13 protein-coding genes are annotated in these 18,090 nt (G+C 51.6%); 10 read left to right on the forward strand and 3 right to left on the reverse strand.

Going from position 1 to position 18,090, the window contains the following annotated elements:
- The coding region (locus V8F51_RS27880) for a hypothetical protein (protein ID WP_337103780.1) at positions 1-334 on the forward strand (334 nt) is incomplete at its 5' end.
- A 400-nt stretch (positions 335-734) separates the two neighbouring features.
- Here V8F51_RS27880 and V8F51_RS27885 read toward each other — a convergent pair.
- The gene (locus tag V8F51_RS27885; RefSeq protein ID WP_337103781.1) at positions 735-3,005 is read right to left on the reverse strand and encodes an S-layer homology domain-containing protein; all 2,271 of its coding nucleotides are present in this window, start codon (positions 3,003-3,005) and stop codon (positions 735-737) included.
- A gap of 182 nt (positions 3,006-3,187) precedes the next feature.
- Here V8F51_RS27885 and V8F51_RS27890 point away from each other — a divergent pair, with 182 nt between their 5' ends.
- From V8F51_RS27890 to V8F51_RS27930, 9 genes are all read left to right on the forward strand, one after another.
- Positions 3,188-3,337, forward strand: a complete 150-nt coding sequence (locus tag V8F51_RS27890; protein WP_337103782.1) for a hypothetical protein — start codon at positions 3,188-3,190, stop codon at positions 3,335-3,337.
- A gap of 150 nt (positions 3,338-3,487) precedes the next feature.
- Positions 3,488-5,227, forward strand: coding sequence for a cache domain-containing sensor histidine kinase (locus tag V8F51_RS27895; protein ID WP_337103783.1), 1,740 nt, complete (start codon positions 3,488-3,490; stop codon positions 5,225-5,227).
- Complete coding sequence (locus V8F51_RS27900) at positions 5,202-6,800, forward strand: response regulator transcription factor (protein ID WP_337103784.1); 1,599 nt, start codon at positions 5,202-5,204, stop codon at positions 6,798-6,800. Before V8F51_RS27895 ends, V8F51_RS27900 begins: the two co-directional genes overlap by 26 nt.
- Positions 6,801-6,880: 80 nt before the next feature.
- Positions 6,881-8,290: an ABC transporter substrate-binding protein gene (locus tag V8F51_RS27905; protein ID WP_337103785.1), complete on the forward strand. Its 1,410-nt coding sequence runs from the start codon at positions 6,881-6,883 to the stop codon at positions 8,288-8,290.
- Positions 8,290-9,579, forward strand: coding sequence for an ABC transporter substrate-binding protein (locus tag V8F51_RS27910; protein WP_337103786.1), 1,290 nt, complete (start codon positions 8,290-8,292; stop codon positions 9,577-9,579). The genes V8F51_RS27905 and V8F51_RS27910 overlap by 1 nt, the downstream gene beginning before the upstream one ends.
- 12 nt (positions 9,580-9,591) lie before the next feature.
- The gene (locus V8F51_RS27915; RefSeq protein ID WP_337103787.1) at positions 9,592-10,482 is read left to right on the forward strand and encodes a carbohydrate ABC transporter permease; all 891 of its coding nucleotides are present in this window, start codon (positions 9,592-9,594) and stop codon (positions 10,480-10,482) included.
- Entirely contained in the window at positions 10,472-11,311 is an 840-nt protein-coding gene (locus V8F51_RS27920; RefSeq protein WP_337103788.1) for a carbohydrate ABC transporter permease, read from the forward strand. The genes V8F51_RS27915 and V8F51_RS27920 overlap by 11 nt, the downstream gene beginning before the upstream one ends.
- Positions 11,312-11,340: 29 nt before the next feature.
- Complete coding sequence (locus V8F51_RS27925) at positions 11,341-14,460, forward strand: glycosyl hydrolase (protein ID WP_337103789.1); 3,120 nt, start codon at positions 11,341-11,343, stop codon at positions 14,458-14,460.
- 75 nt (positions 14,461-14,535) lie between these two features.
- Positions 14,536-15,657 (forward strand): glycerate kinase family protein, encoded by a 1,122-nt coding sequence (locus V8F51_RS27930; RefSeq protein WP_337103790.1) that lies wholly within the window; start codon positions 14,536-14,538, stop codon positions 15,655-15,657.
- A gap of 175 nt (positions 15,658-15,832) precedes the next feature.
- Here the strand turns inward: V8F51_RS27930 and V8F51_RS27935 are convergent, their stop codons facing one another.
- Both V8F51_RS27935 and V8F51_RS27940 read right to left on the reverse strand, forming a co-directional pair.
- Positions 15,833-16,849, reverse strand: coding sequence for a phosphotransferase (locus tag V8F51_RS27935; protein ID WP_337103791.1), 1,017 nt, complete (start codon positions 16,847-16,849; stop codon positions 15,833-15,835).
- On the reverse strand, positions 16,839-18,008 hold the full coding sequence (locus V8F51_RS27940; protein WP_337103792.1) for a glycosyltransferase family 4 protein: 1,170 nt from the start codon (positions 18,006-18,008) through the stop codon (positions 16,839-16,841). The genes V8F51_RS27935 and V8F51_RS27940 overlap by 11 nt, the downstream gene beginning before the upstream one ends.
- Positions 18,009-18,090 lie beyond the last annotated feature (82 nt).

Raw genomic sequence — 18,090 nt, forward strand, 5'->3', positions numbered from 1 at the left:
AGAAACATTTAGGTCACCAGCTGGTTTAGTTAAGAAAATAGACATCCTGCCAAGTCCTGCTGCCCCTGCGGTAAAAGCAAACGATATAACAAATACCGTGACGGGAATAGCAAAGACCATGGAGTTCAGCAAGGATGGCGGGACAACATGGGCGAAGTATGCAAGTGCTGCTAGCTTGGGTGATATGAATGGAAACATTACGTTGTTGGTCAGAAAATCTGGAGTCCGTGTGACGATGCCCGGTGCCATAACAACACTTGAATTTACGGAACTGGAAGTTAATGCGGATTTGAATAAAGCATTAGGTGAGGCCCGAGGTAGCTCGGATACTTGATCGTCTTTTCACATGAATTTCTGGTTTCTCAAATGTGGCAGCAGAAGACGGTAAAATCGTCAGGTTAGTGAACTTACAGGGGAATAACACGCAACTAAGGCACCCAATCGGGTGCCTTTTGGTTTCGCTCTAAATACGTTACGGTGAGCCTTACCATAAGTAAGGCGAGATTTTTATAATGAAAACCCTTATTTGGTGCGAATGACTCATAGAGATGAAGCAGGAAAGAAACGGTGCTTAAACTAGCTAAACGATTCCACCAACGCTTCAACTCTGGGCATTGCTCCAGCACATTTAAGATGATCTGCAACGCTTAGAGCAAGACGATGAACTTCTTACTATCACACAGATGTTAGCCAAAAAAGAAAGCCCCCGATGGAATCGGAGGCTGACAGGCGGGCTATTCCCAGATAATGAGTTCGTCTGTAATAAATTCCTCAGATAAGAACGTCACTTTAATTTTAGTTCTGCCCGGTTTAAGCGCCGTAAGATAACCATTGGCATCAATTGTGGCCAAGTCCGGATCTTCAATTTCAAACGTCGCCCAAGCGGTCGCCCCTTCCGCTAAGTCGTCGTCAAAGAACGCCGTGACTGTGACGTTAGCTATCATCCCTACTGCTAGTGAGACTGATGACAACGAGGCGGAGATGGACTCCAATTGACGCGCTGCTATTACCATTACAGGCACATTCTTTGTTATGCCGTCATAGGTGACGACGATGTTCGTGGTTCCGTTTGCGACTGCCGTAACGACGCCCGAATTACTGACCGTCGCGATCCTCGTGTCGTTGCTCTCATATTGCGCCTCTGCGGTTACATTGATCGATGTGTCATCATCGAAGCCCGCTGTAATGACGAGCGACGCTGTCGCACCGACTTCCGTCAACATTACATTGGCCGGATTAGATGTCAGAAGCGTCAAGGTCGGAACTAGCGGCGTGATCGTCACCGTATATTGCATAGACGCTGTTGCCGGAGTTGTTGCCGAGTCAGTGGCGCGAATCGTAAAGCTATACGTACCGCTCTCGCTTGGAGTTCCAGTAATCGCACCCGTACTTGGATTCAAAGTAAGTCCCGCAGGGAGTGTTCCATTCGTCACTGCATAACTAACGGCTCCTGTTCCTCCAGACAGCTTCGCTACGCTGCCGGTATAGGCTTGTCCCACAATCAAAAGCGAATCGGATTGTACTGACTCTGGCAACTCTATTGGCAACGTGACTGTATATTCGTATCTCGCAACTGAGCTACTCGTCCAGCCAGCCTTAACAGCGATGGCTTTGATCGTCATTGCATTCGTAATCGTGATGGGGGAGCTGTAAACCGTGCTGCTGGTGCTTGGCGTGGTGCCGTCCGTCGTGTAATAGATCGTTGCCCCTTGCGTCGCGTTAATTAACGATACGCTCGTGCCTACCGGTACAGCTCCGCTTGGTAAACTAACTGTCGGTGTCGCCACCACGCTCGGCGGAGTGACTACCGGCGGCACAACCTCAGAAGCTCCAACCGTAACAATTTTAGTAGCAGTAACTCCGCTAGGCACGTGTATTACAGTAATGGAAATTCGATCACCTTGGATTCTTGACCAGGGATCCGCTATGACAGCCATGCGATTAATGTCAATATAAGCAGGAACCGTAGCTTGGACTTCGAATTTAGAGAAATCATCGACCGCTTCACCAAACTGATTGGTAGCCTTAAACGGGATAACGGCCGGTTTCAAGGCGACAACCGTGTCGGACGCAGAAGTAAATTCAATCTTGGTGACTGTCTCGGCAGTCGCAGTTACGGTGGCGGTTGTGTTGCCCACTTCCGCGGCATTAAGACCGGTTAAGGTAATGACGTAACTTGCTTCCTCCAAATTTTTCGCGAAGGTCAAAGTTGCGCTTTTATTATCAGCAGCCCATTTGACTTGCGCACCTTCGGCATTTGCAATTGATAGACCAGCCTTCGTTGAATCGACGGGCTTATTAAAGGTCACGTTGATCTTCTTCATGCCTACTTGCTTCGCTTCCAAGATAGACACTTTCCCGGGAGAAACGTACTGTGCTTTGGCTTCGTATGCGCCTGTAAGGAGCAGATCGCGGGTTGCGTTGGCTTGTCCGCCGAACTTTCCGTCCGCTCCATTGTCCAACAACTTCAGGTCCAACGCCAAAGCAACATACCCACTCGCCCAGTCGGAAACAGTAGAGTCTTTTACGCCTGGCTCTGCCTTAGCGTCTTCGTCCTTGCCGAGTCCGCGAACGAGGAACGTCGCGAGCTGCTCCTTCGTCACCTGACCGGCGGGATTGAAATTATCATTGCCAACGCCATCCGTAATCCCTGCTTTTTTCACCGCCTCGATGTAATCTATCGCCCAGTGATCGGCTTTGACGTCATTGAATGAAGACGTCGGAAGGCTGTCGTCTGCTTTTAAACCGAAAATCAACGCTGCAACCTTAGCGAATTGCGCCCTGTTCATCTCTTCCTTAAGACCGAATTTTCCCTCGGCCACACCTTCGAATATACCAGCGGAGATCAGCGAGTCGAACTTGGCTTTCGTTGCAGCATCCAGATCCTTTAAGTCCGTAAAGTCAGCTGAAGTCTTCGTAGCTGCTGTTGCGCTATCAGCAAAGCAGATGGCAGAATTTAAGCACAGCAACACTGCCATCAATAATCGGACAATTTTCTTCGTCATCGTTCATTCCCCTTGGTATGATTTTTAAGAAAATTCGCTTCGTTATAACCTAACCAAACTTAACAAACCCTCAGGGCTTTACTCAATTAATTAATAGCTTAAGCATGAGGGCATTTATCATATTAGCATAGTAGATTAGCCCACGTATGAAACATAAAGAAAACTTTAAGTTCGCGATCTGAATGGTACTTATGCAGCTAGCGAGATCGATACAGAAGCGCAAGAACCGTATCGCAGCTTCTGGATCAAGCGAAGGGCCGAAGGCGTTCGTTGCCGTCCAAGCGGTAGCAAGTGTCATATCCCGCGCTGCGTGGTCTCCTAGTTTTGCCTGACCTATATAGGTTGGGGACTACTTGCGAGTAATCTAGTAAGCGCTAACCAAGTTTTCAAAATCAAGTGACTTTATTCGGCTTTGCTTGCTATAGTGAATATGATTATGTCGAAAAAAGTCGTTTATCCCAACATAGGTGAGGTTATTCATCGTGAAATGGTTTAAAAAATATTGGAATGGTATCCGACTCCCACACAAGCTAGTGCTCGTGTACATGCCGCTCATCGTTATTCCGACGCTGCTTGGCTCCTTAATGCTGATGCATAGCTATACCGCTTCAAGTAAGGAAGCTTCCCGGGACTATGCCGCCGATTTGGTCGGATTGATGGTCGAGCAGATGGACTACCGGTTGTCTTCCATCGAAGAGCTTGGCAAACAGATGATTACCGATAGCGAACTGCTTGACCTCGTGTCGCGCACAGACGTGACGACGTTCGAGCAGCTCGACAAGACGACGGCGATCAAGAACTGGATGAACCATTACTGGCTCAACAACAACATGAATGAATTCATTGTTGCGATGGTGCTCGACACGGGCAGCGAGATTTACCTTTACAACGAGAACGAAGTGAGCCAGTATCGCATACGCAACCCGGAATATAAGCAGGCCGTCCGTAACAATCGGGGCGGCGCCGTCTGGTTCGAGCCAGCCAGTTTTTCGAACAGCTTCCAAAAGTTCGAAGCCTTTCGGGTAGGCAGATTGGTGCGGGACAGCAAGTTGAATGAGGTCGGAATTCTGACGATTGTCATTGACGTCGAGGCCATTCGCTCGATTTTTAACCAGACGAAGTTGGATGAGAACGCGCTGATTCGGCTACAGACGGCGGAAGGTCGCATTCTTGTCGACAACGGCAACGAGGGTGGGGATGCGGGCAACTATCAGGACCTTCATCTCGATTATTCCGACATCCGGGAAGACTGGGCGCTGTCCGCTTCCTTGAAGATGGACGACCTGTACGCCCAGATCAACCGGATGATCCGTCTGACGATCCTCATCATCTCGGTTGTGTTCGTCTTTGGGCTTGTCGTCACCCGCTATCTCGCGATCGACGTTGTGAATCCGATCCGCAAGCTCATGAATAATATGATGTCCGGCGTTCAGTCCGCCAGTCCCCGCAAGCTAGTGAAGTTCAAGGGAGCAATTGAAATTCGGGAAATGAACGATATTTTTGTCTCGGTCATGTACGAGATCGAACAGCTGATCCAGCAGACTGTCAGCCAAGAGCAGAAGAAGCGGGCCGCGGAGATCGAAGCGCTGCGCAAGCAGTTGTCTCCGCATTTTCTGTATAACACGCTTAATTCGATCCGCTGGCTCGCCATCCTGCAAAAGCAACACAACATTAAAGCGCTCGTGGAATCCTTGTCCAGCTTGCTGAACTATACGCTCAGAGACGCCAACGAGTTCGTGAGCCTTCGAGAAGACGCGGAGAAGCTTGAGGATTACATCTCTATTCAGAAGATCCGGTACCGGCAGTTCGCGTATGCTACGGATATCGAGGAGCGAACGTTAAACGCCTCTGTGCCGAAGTTCATCATCCAGCCCCTTGTTGAGAACGCGCTCATTCATGGCTTAGAGCCGGTCGACCGGATGGGGCAGATAACGGTCCGCGCGTCGATTCGCGGAAGCGTGCTGAAGCTGACTGTTGAAGACAATGGCATCGGCATCGCCCCGGACAAGCTGGCCGAAATCCGGCAGCAGCTGAGTGGCTCGGCGCCGCAGGGAACGACGAAGCATATTGGCATTTTGAACGTGCATGAACGCATTGTCGCGCATTACGGTTATCCTTACGGCATGTCGATCGACAGTGAATCTGGCCAAGGGACGACGATTGAAGTAACTCTTAAATACGAGGAGCGATCGGAAGATGAATACTATCATCATCGTAGATGACGAATCATTGGTGCGGGTCGGCTTGCAGTCGATTATCCCGTGGGAGGAATACGGTTATACCGTAACGGGGGCTTACCATAATGGGCGGGAAGCACTCGATGCTTGCATGCGTTCGATGCCCGACGCGATCTTGACCGATATTCGCATGCCGGTCATGGACGGTCTGGAGTTCATCAAGAACGTGCGGAGCTTGTCGCCCCGCGTTCCAATCGTCATCCTGAGCAGTTACGACGATTTCGAATATACGCGTACGGCTATCCAGCTGGGCGTGCAAGATTACATTCAGAAGCACCGGTTGGAGCCTGAGGAATTGATCAAGATGCTCGACGGGCTGAAAATCGAGAAGAACGGAAACGGCGAGGAGGAGGCCCGGCAGCAAATCCAGCGGTTGAAGAAAGAAAAAGAGGAGCTGCTTGCCGCAGCATCGCGAGCGGAATCGGCAGGAAATCGGCGCTCTGAGCCTGTCCCGTCGGGAGTGTTTCCTGAATTAGAGAAGCGTATCGCCGAGCTCGGACCGTATGCCTGCTGGATGATGATTGTGCCGAATAGTCCATCCTGGCGGGAGGAAAGCCATCCGCTGTCGTATTCATTCCTCGTGCAAGAGGAACTGGAGCGTTATCGGCATACCGATTACCTTGGAGCGAGAGGCTCTGTCGTCCATGCGCTGTTTTACGCCGGGGAAGAGCTACCGGAGCAGGAAGCGCTGCGGGAGCATGTCTTGCCGTTCTGCGAGAACCTGTTGGAATCGTTGCGGCAAAAGTGCAATACGGAATTTGCGATCGGTATCGGCGGGCCGTCGTTGTTCGCAAATTACGAAGGCATGTACCGCGGGGCGAGTAGCGCGCTGGCTTCTTTGTTTTACGGGGAGAACGCCATTGTGTTCGAGACTGGCGGGGCCGAATGGACCAAATATACAGAAGAACAATGGATTGAAATCTATAAAACGCTGAAAAAACACATTCAGCAAGAAAGGTTCGATGAGCTGGTCGCCTGGTTAGATGGACCTTCTACGGAAGCGGGGGTTATCCAGCCAAAGGATTGGCTCCGAATTGGCGGCATGCTGGCGACACAGGTGACTGACTTCCTGATTGAGCATTACGCCTTGGATGTAGAGAAGATCAAGCAGCATTTCGGAGATCTTTGGCCGTTAGAACGGTTTATCGATCGGCCGCAACGCAAAACCGACTGGATCACGGCGATCCGGCTTGTTTTCGAGCGGACGAACGCGTTGATCGTTTCCGTGCGAGCGAACAAAACGTGGCTTATCAAGATCAAGGCTTATGTGAACGAACGTTACGCCGAGCCTATCCGCCTGGAAGATGCGGCTGCTCATGTCTATTGGAGCGAAAATTATTTCAGCCAGCGGTTCAGTCAGGAAACGGGGATGACGTTCTCGGAATACGTCGCGAGCGTCCGCATCGCGGCAGCCAAGGAACTGCTGAGAAACGGCGACCGTTCGACTGAGGATATTGCTGCTTTGGTTGGTTACGTAAACGCCAACTATTTTGTGAAAGTGTTCAAGAAAACCACGGGACTGACGGTCTCGGAATTCAAAAGCCAGCATAAATCGTAAATTTGTGCACGTAATCAGAAGATCGGGAATCGGCCGGGTGAAGGAGCGGAACATCTGGCATCAAAGCGAGGGGACTGTGCATGGAACAATACACGGATCGAACTTACAATCAAAGACATCGGGGAGCAAAAGAAATGTGGTGGTCTATGTACGTTTCGTTTAACAAGCGCTTACATGCTGCGGTAATCCTACTGCTGGTCGTTGTTCTAGCGGCCGGGTGCTCGAAGGTAGATACCTTGCGGTCCGGAGAGCAGGAGGCAAAGCCGAAAGTCGATAGCCGCCAGGTCCAGCTGCAAGTATGGGGAGACCTAGGCAACCAGTTTGCGCTGGAAGCTTCGTTCAGACGCATTAACGAGAACTTTATGAAACTTCATCCGAACATCCGCATTAACTACAAATTTGTTCAAACACCCGAAAGCCTCGATTTTGGCGTACTGTCCAATGAGCTGCCCGACATCTTCTATGTGCAAGGGAACAAGACAACCAAGATGAGAGAACTCGCCTTGAATGGGTACTTGCTGCCCCTTGATGATTACGGGTTCGACTTGCGGAGATATCCGGAAGGCGCCGTTCAGTACGGTACGATCGAAGGCAAGCTTTACTCCTCGTTGCCGGCTTTCATGGATACTCAACTTGTATATTACAATGAGGACATTTTCAAACGCTACAAACTTGATCCGCCTCGTACATGGGATGAATTCGTCAAGCTGCTCGACGTTCTCGTGTCCAAAGGCGTCACTCCGATTTCTATGCCCGGCACGGAGTACAAGGAACGTTCGTGGCTCAGCTACGTCTTCATGGCGCTGTTCGCCTCCGAGAAATCGGAAGCGCTTATGAACGATAAACCCGGCGTCCGCTTGACGGATCCCGAGTTCGTTCAAGGACTGCAGGCGTTCCGTGATTTTGCGGAAAAGAACTACTTTGGCCGCGACTACGTGACCCAGGACAGAGTCGAATGGCAGCTCTCGTTCACGAATGGCGCCGCCGCGATGATTGTGGATGGCAGCTGGAACAACCTGTTGTACGAAAACAGTGGAGTAAACGTGGGGAAATTTTACGTACCGGATTCGGAAGGCAAACGCATCGCCCCGATCAGCTACAACAACTGGACGACGTATTCGATATCCCGGAACACCAAGTACCCCGAGCAAGCCGTAGAGTATCTGAAATACTTGAATTCCAGCGAAGCGCAGCAGCTGTTGGGGGATGCGACAGGGATGATTCCGATACTCGAAGATATCGAACCGCAGGAAGCAATTCAGGATTTGATGAACTATGACAGGGCTGTCGATAACTTCACGACGATCATGGCTCATCTTTCTAAGAGAGACATGGACGCGCCCGCGCTTTACCGGCAGACCGTGCTGGCAAAGCTGCTGACCTCGAAGCTGAATGGTCAGGAAGCGGCCGAACTGCTGGAGACGGGAATCAATTATATCGACGATCCGGACAAGACTAACGATGTGACTAATCAGGGAGGTTCTAATTAATGAAAAAGAAAAAAATATTCGCTCTTGCCCTCTTAACCGCATTATCTCTTACCGTCAGCGCATGCGGAGGAGCAGACAAAGCACCAGCTTCAAGCGGAGGCTCGAACCAGGCATCGTCCGAGAAGGGCGATACAAAGGTGGAAATCAAATTTTTCGGCATGAACATGGCATACACTTCGATGGAAGAGATGGGCGCCGAGCTGCAGAAAAAAATGCCGAAATACGATATCGAGCTGCTGAAGGTTGATACCGGAACGATCGATGCATCGATTCGGACTGGCGTTGCTGGCGGAAGCCCGGCTGACATCTACTTCTACTGGCCGCAAAACATGGGCAACCTCGTTAAGGACGGACTGGCGCTTGATCTGACGCCGTATCTCGAAGCAAACAACGGCGAATGGAAAAACACGTTCACGCCGGAATTGCTAGACCTTGGTAAGATAGACGGCAAGTATTACAACGTGCCATTTGGAAGCGCTTACCCAGTGCTTATCGTAAACAACGAAATTTTCAAGCAAGCGGGCGTAGAGCCGAAGCAAGAAATGACTTGGCAAGAATTTATGGATATCAACGAGCAGATCAAGACGAAGACGGATGCGGCGCCATTCGCTGTGAGCTCCGAGCCTGACCGTCAAAGCTGGTTGATCCGTCAAGGCGTCATGAGTCTCGCGAACGGCGACGGCAAACTCGAAGCACTAGCTACCGGTGAAGTTGCTGCTGACAGCGGCTACTACGAAACGGCGCTGAACAACATCCAAGATTTATATAAAAAGAACTACTGGTATCCAGGTGAAGGCGCCCTGAATATTACGAGAGACGAGATCAATGCCGCTTTCCTGCAAGGCAAAGTCGGCATGTTGGCTGAAGTAGCCGGAGCGGCGCTGTCGATCTCCGAACAAGCCGAATTCGACGTAACAGTCGTGAAGTGGCCGGCGATGGGTCCAGAGACGGTCTTGCTGGGCGGAGCCAACGGTTATTTCATTCCAGCTAACGCGAGCAACCCGGACGCAGCTGTCGAAGTTCTGAAGACGCTGCTCGGTTCGGATATTCAATCGATTCACTTGGCGCATGGCTATCCGCCGGCGAACCAAACGATTAAGGTTGAGAACCCAGTGCTGCAGCAGATCATGACGTTCACCGAGGATCTGTATCCGTTCGAGTTCCATACGAAAGAAGCGAAGATGAAAAGCTACTATGAAGGCGAAATGGTTCCCAACTTCTTAATGGGAGCAAAAATAAAAGACGTGCTCGGCCAATTGGATACACTGCGCCAGAACGCCTTTAAGTAAGGAGAATGCGGAATGGCTCAACATCCGACGAGACGCAACCTTCTATTCGGCATCTTGTTATTAACTCCGGCGGCTGCAGCCATTATCGCGACGACGCTGCTGCCGGCTCTGTCCAACCTATTTATCGCTTTTCAGGATTGGAATGGCTTTGCAGCCGCGAAGTGGATCGGGTTTGACAACTTTAAAACCGCTTTTGCGGATGATTATTTTTGGAAAAGCATGAAAGCTTCATTCTTTATCGGGATTATCTCCACGTTGGGCGCCGTACCTCTCGGCGTCCTTCTCGCAGCCTGTGTCTTCAAAGTCGGCAAGATCGAAGGCTCGGCGTATCGGGTCGTCCTGTTCGTGCCGGTCATGATCCCGCTGGCGATTATCGGGCTGCTGTTCACGTTTATGCTGAACCCGGAGATGGGCTTGATCAATAAAATACTGGAGCTCATCGGCCTAGAGAACTTGCAGCGCGCATGGCTCTCCAATCCGGATACGGTGATGTGGGTTATCTCTCTCATCGGTGCATGGAGAATGGCTGGGCTGACGATGATGCTTAGCTTCGCCTCGATGATCTCGATTCCGACGGAATTATTCGAATCCAGCAAGCTGGATGGAGCGGGCTATCCTCGTCAGTTTTTCTCGATTATGCTGCCGCTCATTCGCCCGTCGCTGCAAGTATCCACAGTATTCTCGTTTATCGTGCTCGTGTCGACTTACGATTTGGTCTACATTATGACGCGGGGCGGACCGGGAACGGTGTCGCAGACCGTACCGATTTATATGATGAAAACGGCGTTTACGTACAGCAATTTCGGCTACTCAGCAACAATCGGACTATTGTTCTCCGTGGCGGGCATTCTGGTCATCTTCTTGCTGCAACGCCTCTTTAAGGGGGAGAACCATGAAATTTAGCCGAAATTCCGAGCGTATCGAAAGCTGGATTACGCGAATTATTTTACTCTTTTTCGTGGCGATTACAGTCTATCCGATTGTGTTCGTGGCGATTAACTCGCTGAAAAGCACGAGTGATTTCTATGCCAACGTATGGGCGCTTCCGAGCACGATTCACTGGAGCAACTATTCATCAGCTTGGTTTGACGCACAGATTGGAGAATATTTTACGAACAGCGCGATCATCGTTGTCAGCGCCGTGCTTGTCATTGCGGTATTCGGGGTCATGGCGGGATATGCGCTTGGCCGCTTGAATCTTCCGTATGCTGAAATGATTTTAATGTTCTTCCTAGCGATGAAAATGATTCCGCATGAATCGCTCATCATGCCGCTTTATCTGATGTTAAGCAAGATGGGCATCATCGGTGATCATATATCACTCATTCTGCCTTATGCCGGATGGGGATTGCCAATTGCCATCTATATTCTTAAAAACTATTTCCAGACGATTCCGAATTCGCTGCTGGAAGCCGCTCGGATCGACGGCGCTTCGGAATGGCTTACGTTCCGGAAAATCATGGTGCCGCTGGCGATGCCGGCAATTGCGACCGTCATTATTTTCAACTTTGTCTCGCTGTGGGGCGAGCTGTTATGGGCAACCGTAGCGTTGTCGACAGCAAAGCTGAAGACGCTGCCGCTTGGCATCATCGTGTTCCAATCTGAATTTGCAACCGATTGGGGACCGCTGTCGGCGGCGATCTGCATGGTTATGCTGCCGCTCGTCATTGTGTTTCTGTTCATGCAGAAATATTTCGTACAAGGCATTACCGCCGGCGCCAATAAAGGCTGATCCGGGGAGAGAGAAGGGAGAGAGGAACGTTGACCGACCGTATATATGAGCTTTTCTTGCAGCCTCCCAACGAATACCGGGGCAAACCGTTTTGGAGCTGGAATGGCAAGTTAGAGAAAGAAGAATTGCTAAGGCAAATTCACGTATTTCACCAAATGGGATTGGGCGGCTTCTTCATCCACTCCCGGACGGGACTTGTGACCGAGTATTTGGGAGAAGAATGGTTCGAATTTGTAGAAGCTTGCACGGAAGAGGCCGAGAAGCTTGGCATGGAAGTGTGGATCTACGACGAAGACCGCTGGCCAAGCGGCACGGCTGGCGGTATGGTCACGGAGGAGCCTCGGTTCCGCTTGAAGTTCATCGAACTGCGGGTTGTGCCCGCGGCCGAGTTCGATTGGCCGGAATCGGATGATTATATCGCGGTGTACGCGTGCCGTCTCGAGGGCGTTGCTTATTATGACGCCGTTCAGTTGATGCGCGGAGAGCTGCCTATTGCGGGTACATCGGTACTTGTATTCGCTATCGTTGAGATGAACAAGGATAGCTTCTACAACGGATATACGTACGTGGATACGATGAACCGCGATGCGACGGACCGTTACCTCGAAATTACGCATGACCGTTACAAAGAGCGTGTCGGCAAGCATTTCGGGCGCACGATCAAAGGCGTGTTTACGGATGAACCGCATCGCGGGGCTCTTATGGACGGCTTCGGCATCACGAATGAACATCGGCTGTGGAGCGCGCCGTGGACGTATACGCTGTTCGAAGATTTCGAACAGGCTTTCGGCTACGACCTGCGGGGCCGGTTGCCGGAATTGTTCCTGAAGCCGGAGGGCAGGCTCGTCTCTCAGGTGAAATGGCATTATGTCGAGCTGACGCAACGTCTCTTCATCGAGCATTACTTGAAACCGATGCAGGCATGGACCCGCGAGAACGGACTGCGCCTGACCGGCCATATGCTGCATGAAGATACGCTGACCGCTCAGACGGCCTACCTCGGATCGGCGATGCGCTTTTACGAGTATCAGGATGATCCTGGCGTTGATGTGCTGCGAGAAGGCAACCGTAACTATTGGCTCGTAAAGCAGCTGTCTTCGGCAGCCAGACAACTCGGGCAGAAGTGGCTGCTCTCGGAGCTGTACGGCTGCACGGGTTGGCAAATGTCATTCGAGTCGCATAAAGCGGTAGGGGATTGGCAGACACTATTTGGCATTAACGTCCGCAATCACCATCTGTCATGGTATACGATGGAGGGAGAATCAAAGCGGGATTACCCGGCGAGTATCTCCTTTCAATCGGCCTGGTGGGATGATTACGAATTCGTAGAGACGTATTTCTCCCGGTTTGGCTTGGTATTGTCACAGGGCAAGCGCAAATGCGACGTGCTTGTGCTGAATCCGGTCGAAAGCGTCTGGTGCCAAGTGTATCCGGGCTGGTCGATCGATATGAAGACGCAGTCCCAAGACGTGCAGAAGCTGGAGGACCAGTACCGGGATACATTCCACTGGCTGTCCGGGGCGCAGATCGACTTCGACTACGCCGATGAGGAAATGCTTGGACGGTTGCATGCCATTGAAGACGCGGTTAAGGGAGATCCTCTTTTCTGGGTCGGAGAAGCAGCGTACCGCGTTGTGCTTGTCGCCGGAATGATCACGATTCGCGAAAGCACGGTTACCGCGCTAGAGAAGTTCGCTGCAGCAGGAGGTAAAATCGTCTTCGCAGGCGAGGTTCCCCAGTACGTCGATGCAATGCCTTCTGACCGTTGCGTGCGTTTGGCGGAGCAGGCTGTTTCCGTTCCGTTCGACGGACCAGGTATCGTCGACACTTGCCGCGCCGGCCAGAGTGTCCCTATGCAGGTGATTGACGTTGCAACGGGACTTCCAGCGGCTGAGGTTTTCTGCCGGTTGAATGAGGATGAGGACGGACGCTTCTATTTCGCGCTGCTCAACGTCAATCCGGTTAACGCTTATGACATTCGGATAGAACTCGGCATTACTGGTGCCATCGAAGAGTGGGATTGCAAGAACGGCGACAAGAAAGCCGTCGCTAGTGAGGCGGGCGACGGAAAGCTAAGCTGGAACGTTCGTTTCCATCCGTCCGAGGAACATCTGTATGTTATTGATAGCGTCGCGCCTGCGGCAGAGCTGGCGGCTCCGATCTTGGAATCGTCAGCTTCAAATCGTCTAAACGAAGCTTATCCTTATCGCCTGAGCGAGAGCAATGTCTGCGTCCTGGATATGGCGAGCTACCGAATCGGCGATGGGGAATGGAGCAGGCAAGCCGAAATTTTGCAGGCAGACCGTAGCATCCGGACCGAATTGGAGCTACCGCTAAGAGGCGGACGAATGATTCAACCCTGGTATGCGGCGCTCTATCATCAAGAGCTTAATGCCTTGGCAACGCCGCTTGTTTTGGGATTTGCGTTTTCGGTGGCTGTCTTGCCGGACAGCGATTTGCATATCGCAATCGAGAGTCCAGACTTGTTCGAGATCGCCGTTAACGGCATTTCCTTTGATCGTTCGGACATGGACGGTTGGTGGGTCGATCCTTGCTTCAAGAAGATCAAGCTTCCGCGGGCTTTGCTGCGGACGGGTGAGAACGTATTGGAGCTGCGGACTGATTTCCGGAACGAAACCAACTTGGAGGCCGTCTATTTGCTCGGTGATTTCGGCGTTCGGTTGGACGGGGTACGTAGAACGCTCGTCGCCTTGCCTGAAACCGTCTCGTTTGGCGATTTGACCGAGCAAGGCTTCCCGTTCTATGGGGGCAAAATTCGCTATCTCATCGCCTCCGCCGCTTTCGGCTCGTTGCCGGAAGATGGTGAGGGAGCGACGCTGACATTGCCGGCGTTCGAAGCCGCGTGCGTGAAAGTGGGTGCCGCATTCGGGGGCGAGACGAAGATGATCGCTTGGCAGCCGTATGAAGCAGATATTACGGAGGAGCTTCGTAAGGGCGAACCGATTGGCGTGGAAGTCGTGCTGACGCGGAGGAATACGTTTGGTCCGCTGCATCTCGTGCCAACGCGAATTCCTGAATACAGGCCATTCCATTTTCTAACGCAAGGGGAGTCGTATTCCGAAGCGTATGGTTTGATTCCTTCCGGCATTCTCGGCGTGCCCGAAGTTTCGGTGCGTTACTCGAAGTAAACGGAAGCAAGGCTGCCCGGCCTGAATCGGCCGGGCGGCCTTTTTTGTTCAAAATTGAAAGGGGGATTCTCGATTATGAAATGGTTGATGGCGCCCGATTCTTATAAAGGAAGCCTCAGCGCTGTGCAGGTGGCGGAGGTGATGGTCCAAGCCGTGCGAGACGAACTACCAGGCGCGGAAGCGATTGGTTTGCCGCTCGCGGACGGGGGAGAGGGTACGGTGGACGCGCTCGTCACGGCGGGTGGGGGGGAGAAGCGGTTCGTGGAAGTGACGGGGCCGCTCGGCTTGCCCGTGCGATCGTACTACGGAACGATCGGACGAACCGCCGTGCTGGAAGCGGCAAACCTGTTTGGCCTGCCGATGGTGCCGGAGGCGGATCGCGATCCGCTGTGCACAACTTCGGCCGGCCTGGGGGATGCGATCCGGGCGGCTCTGGATGCCGACTTCGCGGAGTTCATCATCGGATTAGGCGGGAGCTCGACCAACGACGGCGGAATTGGGATGCTTAGGGCGCTTGGCGTGATCTTCCTCGATCACTCGGGCAATCCGCTGCACGGTTATGGCGCGGACTTGGCCGAGATTGCGTCCGTCGATTTCACCGGACTTGACCCGCGGCTCGCCGCCGCACGCATTACGGTTGCGTGCGATGTTATCAATCCGCTGCTCGGCGAAGCCGGGGCTACGTTCGTCTATGGCCCGCAGAAAGGGGCTTCGCCGGAATTATGCCGCCGGCTTGACGAAGCGATGGCGGCTTACGCGGACAAGGTCGAGGAGGGGCGCGCTTCGATGCGGAACGAGCCCGGCGCAGGAGCGGCGGGCGGCCTTGGCTTCGCGCTCCTAACGCTCGGGGCGAAGCTTATGCCCGGCGCGGAAGTGCTTGAAGCTTATGTCGGGCTGCGGGAGAAAATCCGCGACGCGGACTGGGTGATCACGGGCGAGGGGCGGAGCGATGGGCAAACGTTGTACGGCAAGCTTCCGCTCCACATCGCCCAGCTGGCCCGCGAATCGGGGACGAAAGCCATTCTGCTGTCCGGCAGTCTTGGACCGGACAGCGAGCGGCTTGCGCCGTATTTCGCAGGTTGCTTCTCCATTGCCGAAGGCCCGGCGACGTTGGCCGAATGCATGGAGAATGCCGAAGCCGCGCTATACCGATCGACCCGCCATCTGGCGCGGTTGATCGCCACGGCAAGCGGCTAAGAAGGGAATAAATCATACAAAAGGCACTCTCGGGGATGTAGGAGTGCTTTTTGTATGTCTTTTAAATTTCGCCTTACTTATGGTGCGTTGAAACTGTACATATTTTTGATGATATTTTGTTTACAAGATAAGTTGGTTCATTTCTCATTAACACACAGCTCATTCCAGTCAGCCACTATTGCTTTATCCCCGCGTAAGAGTCGAGTTTCCTTAAAAACGCAGCCCTCTGCCGTTCGTGGGATAGAATTCGCGGGAAATCAAGTTCGACATTGTGCTTCACTTTCGCTGTTCTCTTGTCATAATTATCAATGAGTCTACATATACCCCGGGGGAATCGAAGGAGCACCTTCAACATTTCGTAGTCCTCTCGCTTCAGCTTGAAGATAGTCTGATAGCCATCCAAAAATGATTGAGCGACGGAAAAGCGCCAGTTGTGGCACTGACAAAAGTTGTAAATAGCACGATTTAGATCATACGCACGCAGATCCAGTCTCAACGTCTCAAAATCGATCAAACTGTTACCTTTTCTCGTTCTGATCACATTGGTTGGTCCGAAGTCTCCGTGGCATAAAGTTGGCCTCGTTTTTCGACATATCGAACGGTAGCGGCTCACTTGTAATTGCCGCATAGAAGTTCCCGCCATGTTCAATAGTTCGCTGCCATGCTTTTGGAGCAAGCGGTCAAGCGGACTATTAAAGCCGTTTCTTCTTGCCTTCCGGATGTTGACGAGCAGCTTTCTCTGTTCAATGCGAAGCAAGCTGGGCCATGATCCCAACATATTTTGCTTTCCGAGAGCTGGAATGCTAATCTGAGCACCATTCTGATGAAACTTAGCAAGCAATATGCCGCATTCACTCATTTGCTTCCTCGAAGCCGATGAGGGCCAGGGACCTTTCAGCCATGGGGTAAGAATAAAAGTTGGACTTTTTCGTTTTAACTTGGCGAACAAACGTTGGCCCGGATTTTTGCGAAGGTTGCGCCAGCCGAGTTGAATTGACCCTTTGCGTCGTATCTGCTGCAGTGTCTTGTCAATCCAGCGAAGTTGATTGGGGGAATTAGGCATTTTCTTTAAACAATAATCTGCTCCACCCGCAGCCGTTATTCGATAAACGCCTTTTTTAATAACTTCCGTTCGTTTCGCTCGAATTCCGAATTTTTCAGAAAGCCGTTCGACTCCTAGATTAGTGCGCATGGTCGATCGAGCCTCTCTTATCGGAGGTGTTACTACCCTGGAGTTGTCGGAATAGGTGCTTGTACCGGTTGGCAGCCTGCGGCCATTGATAATGTGCCGCTAGCCGCCTACCAGCGGCAACCCGCTTGTCAGTGAGCTTTTTGTTGCTCCACATTGCTTTAATAGATGCAGCAATTGCTGTACCGTCCGCTCGGGGTATCGTTTGGGCTACGCTGCTGTTCACAAAATCGGCAAGTCCTCCAGCCCGGGTCGATACTAATGGAATTCCGCTGGCCAGCGCCTCAAGCGCGACCAATCCGAATGATTCCTCGGAACTGGGCATCACCACTGCACCATAAGTAGCATACATTTTCTGCACCTGGCTTTGACTGCGGAACCCAAACCAACGCACCTCGGACGATATGCCGAGCTTTCTGGCAAGAGCCTTTAGTTGGTGTACATAACGCTTAGAACCTGTTCCGATCAAATCTAGCCAAACCTTATTTCCATCTTGTTTCAATTTTGAAATAGCTTTCAGTAGAGGTTCTATCCCTTTTAACGGAACGAGCCTGCCAACGTATAAAAGGTGTCGCCGTGATAAACGCGTCTGTGATTTGTGCAAGACTACGCCATGGCTGACGACAGAGGCTTTTCCTGCGACGAAGGGATATAGCTTCTTCAACTTGTAGAGTTCCGATCGGCTTGGAATGGTGATCTTACTTGTCTTCTTAAACAGTAAGGCCTGTTGATCAATCCTTATCTGTTTTTTCTTACTTAGGGGACCCTTTTCTCGAGTAACCAGAGAGTGACTAGTATATATAATCGGAATCTGATATTTCGATTTATAATATTCCGATAAATTGGCGAATTGCAGGCTGTGAATGTGAATTCCGTTTGGTTTCTGGAACCCTTGATGCTTAATCCATCGCTCTATAGCGGCGGGATTAAACTGTTGTGTCTTCATTGAGTAGTAGGGTGCTCTTGTCGGGAAGCGCACGATATACAGCCGCCCGCTTTTGACAATACTGATTGAGGAATTACTGCTCAGGCTAAGGACGGTGGTATGAACGCCGCTACGCACATACGCCTCTGTCAAACTAGTAACTGCTGTCCCTAAACCCCCAATAATATATGGATGGTATTCATTCGTTAGAATCCACAGTCGTCGAGGTTGTCTCAAGATCATTCCTCCCTTATAAAAAACGGTTTATTCCGTTTTTTCTCCTTGCAATCATAACTGACACAATAGAATAGAATATGAT

The sequence above is a fragment of the Paenibacillus sp. YIM B09110 genome, assembly GCF_037167145.1.
In the GTDB taxonomy this organism is placed as follows: domain Bacteria; phylum Bacillota; class Bacilli; order Paenibacillales; family Paenibacillaceae; genus Pristimantibacillus.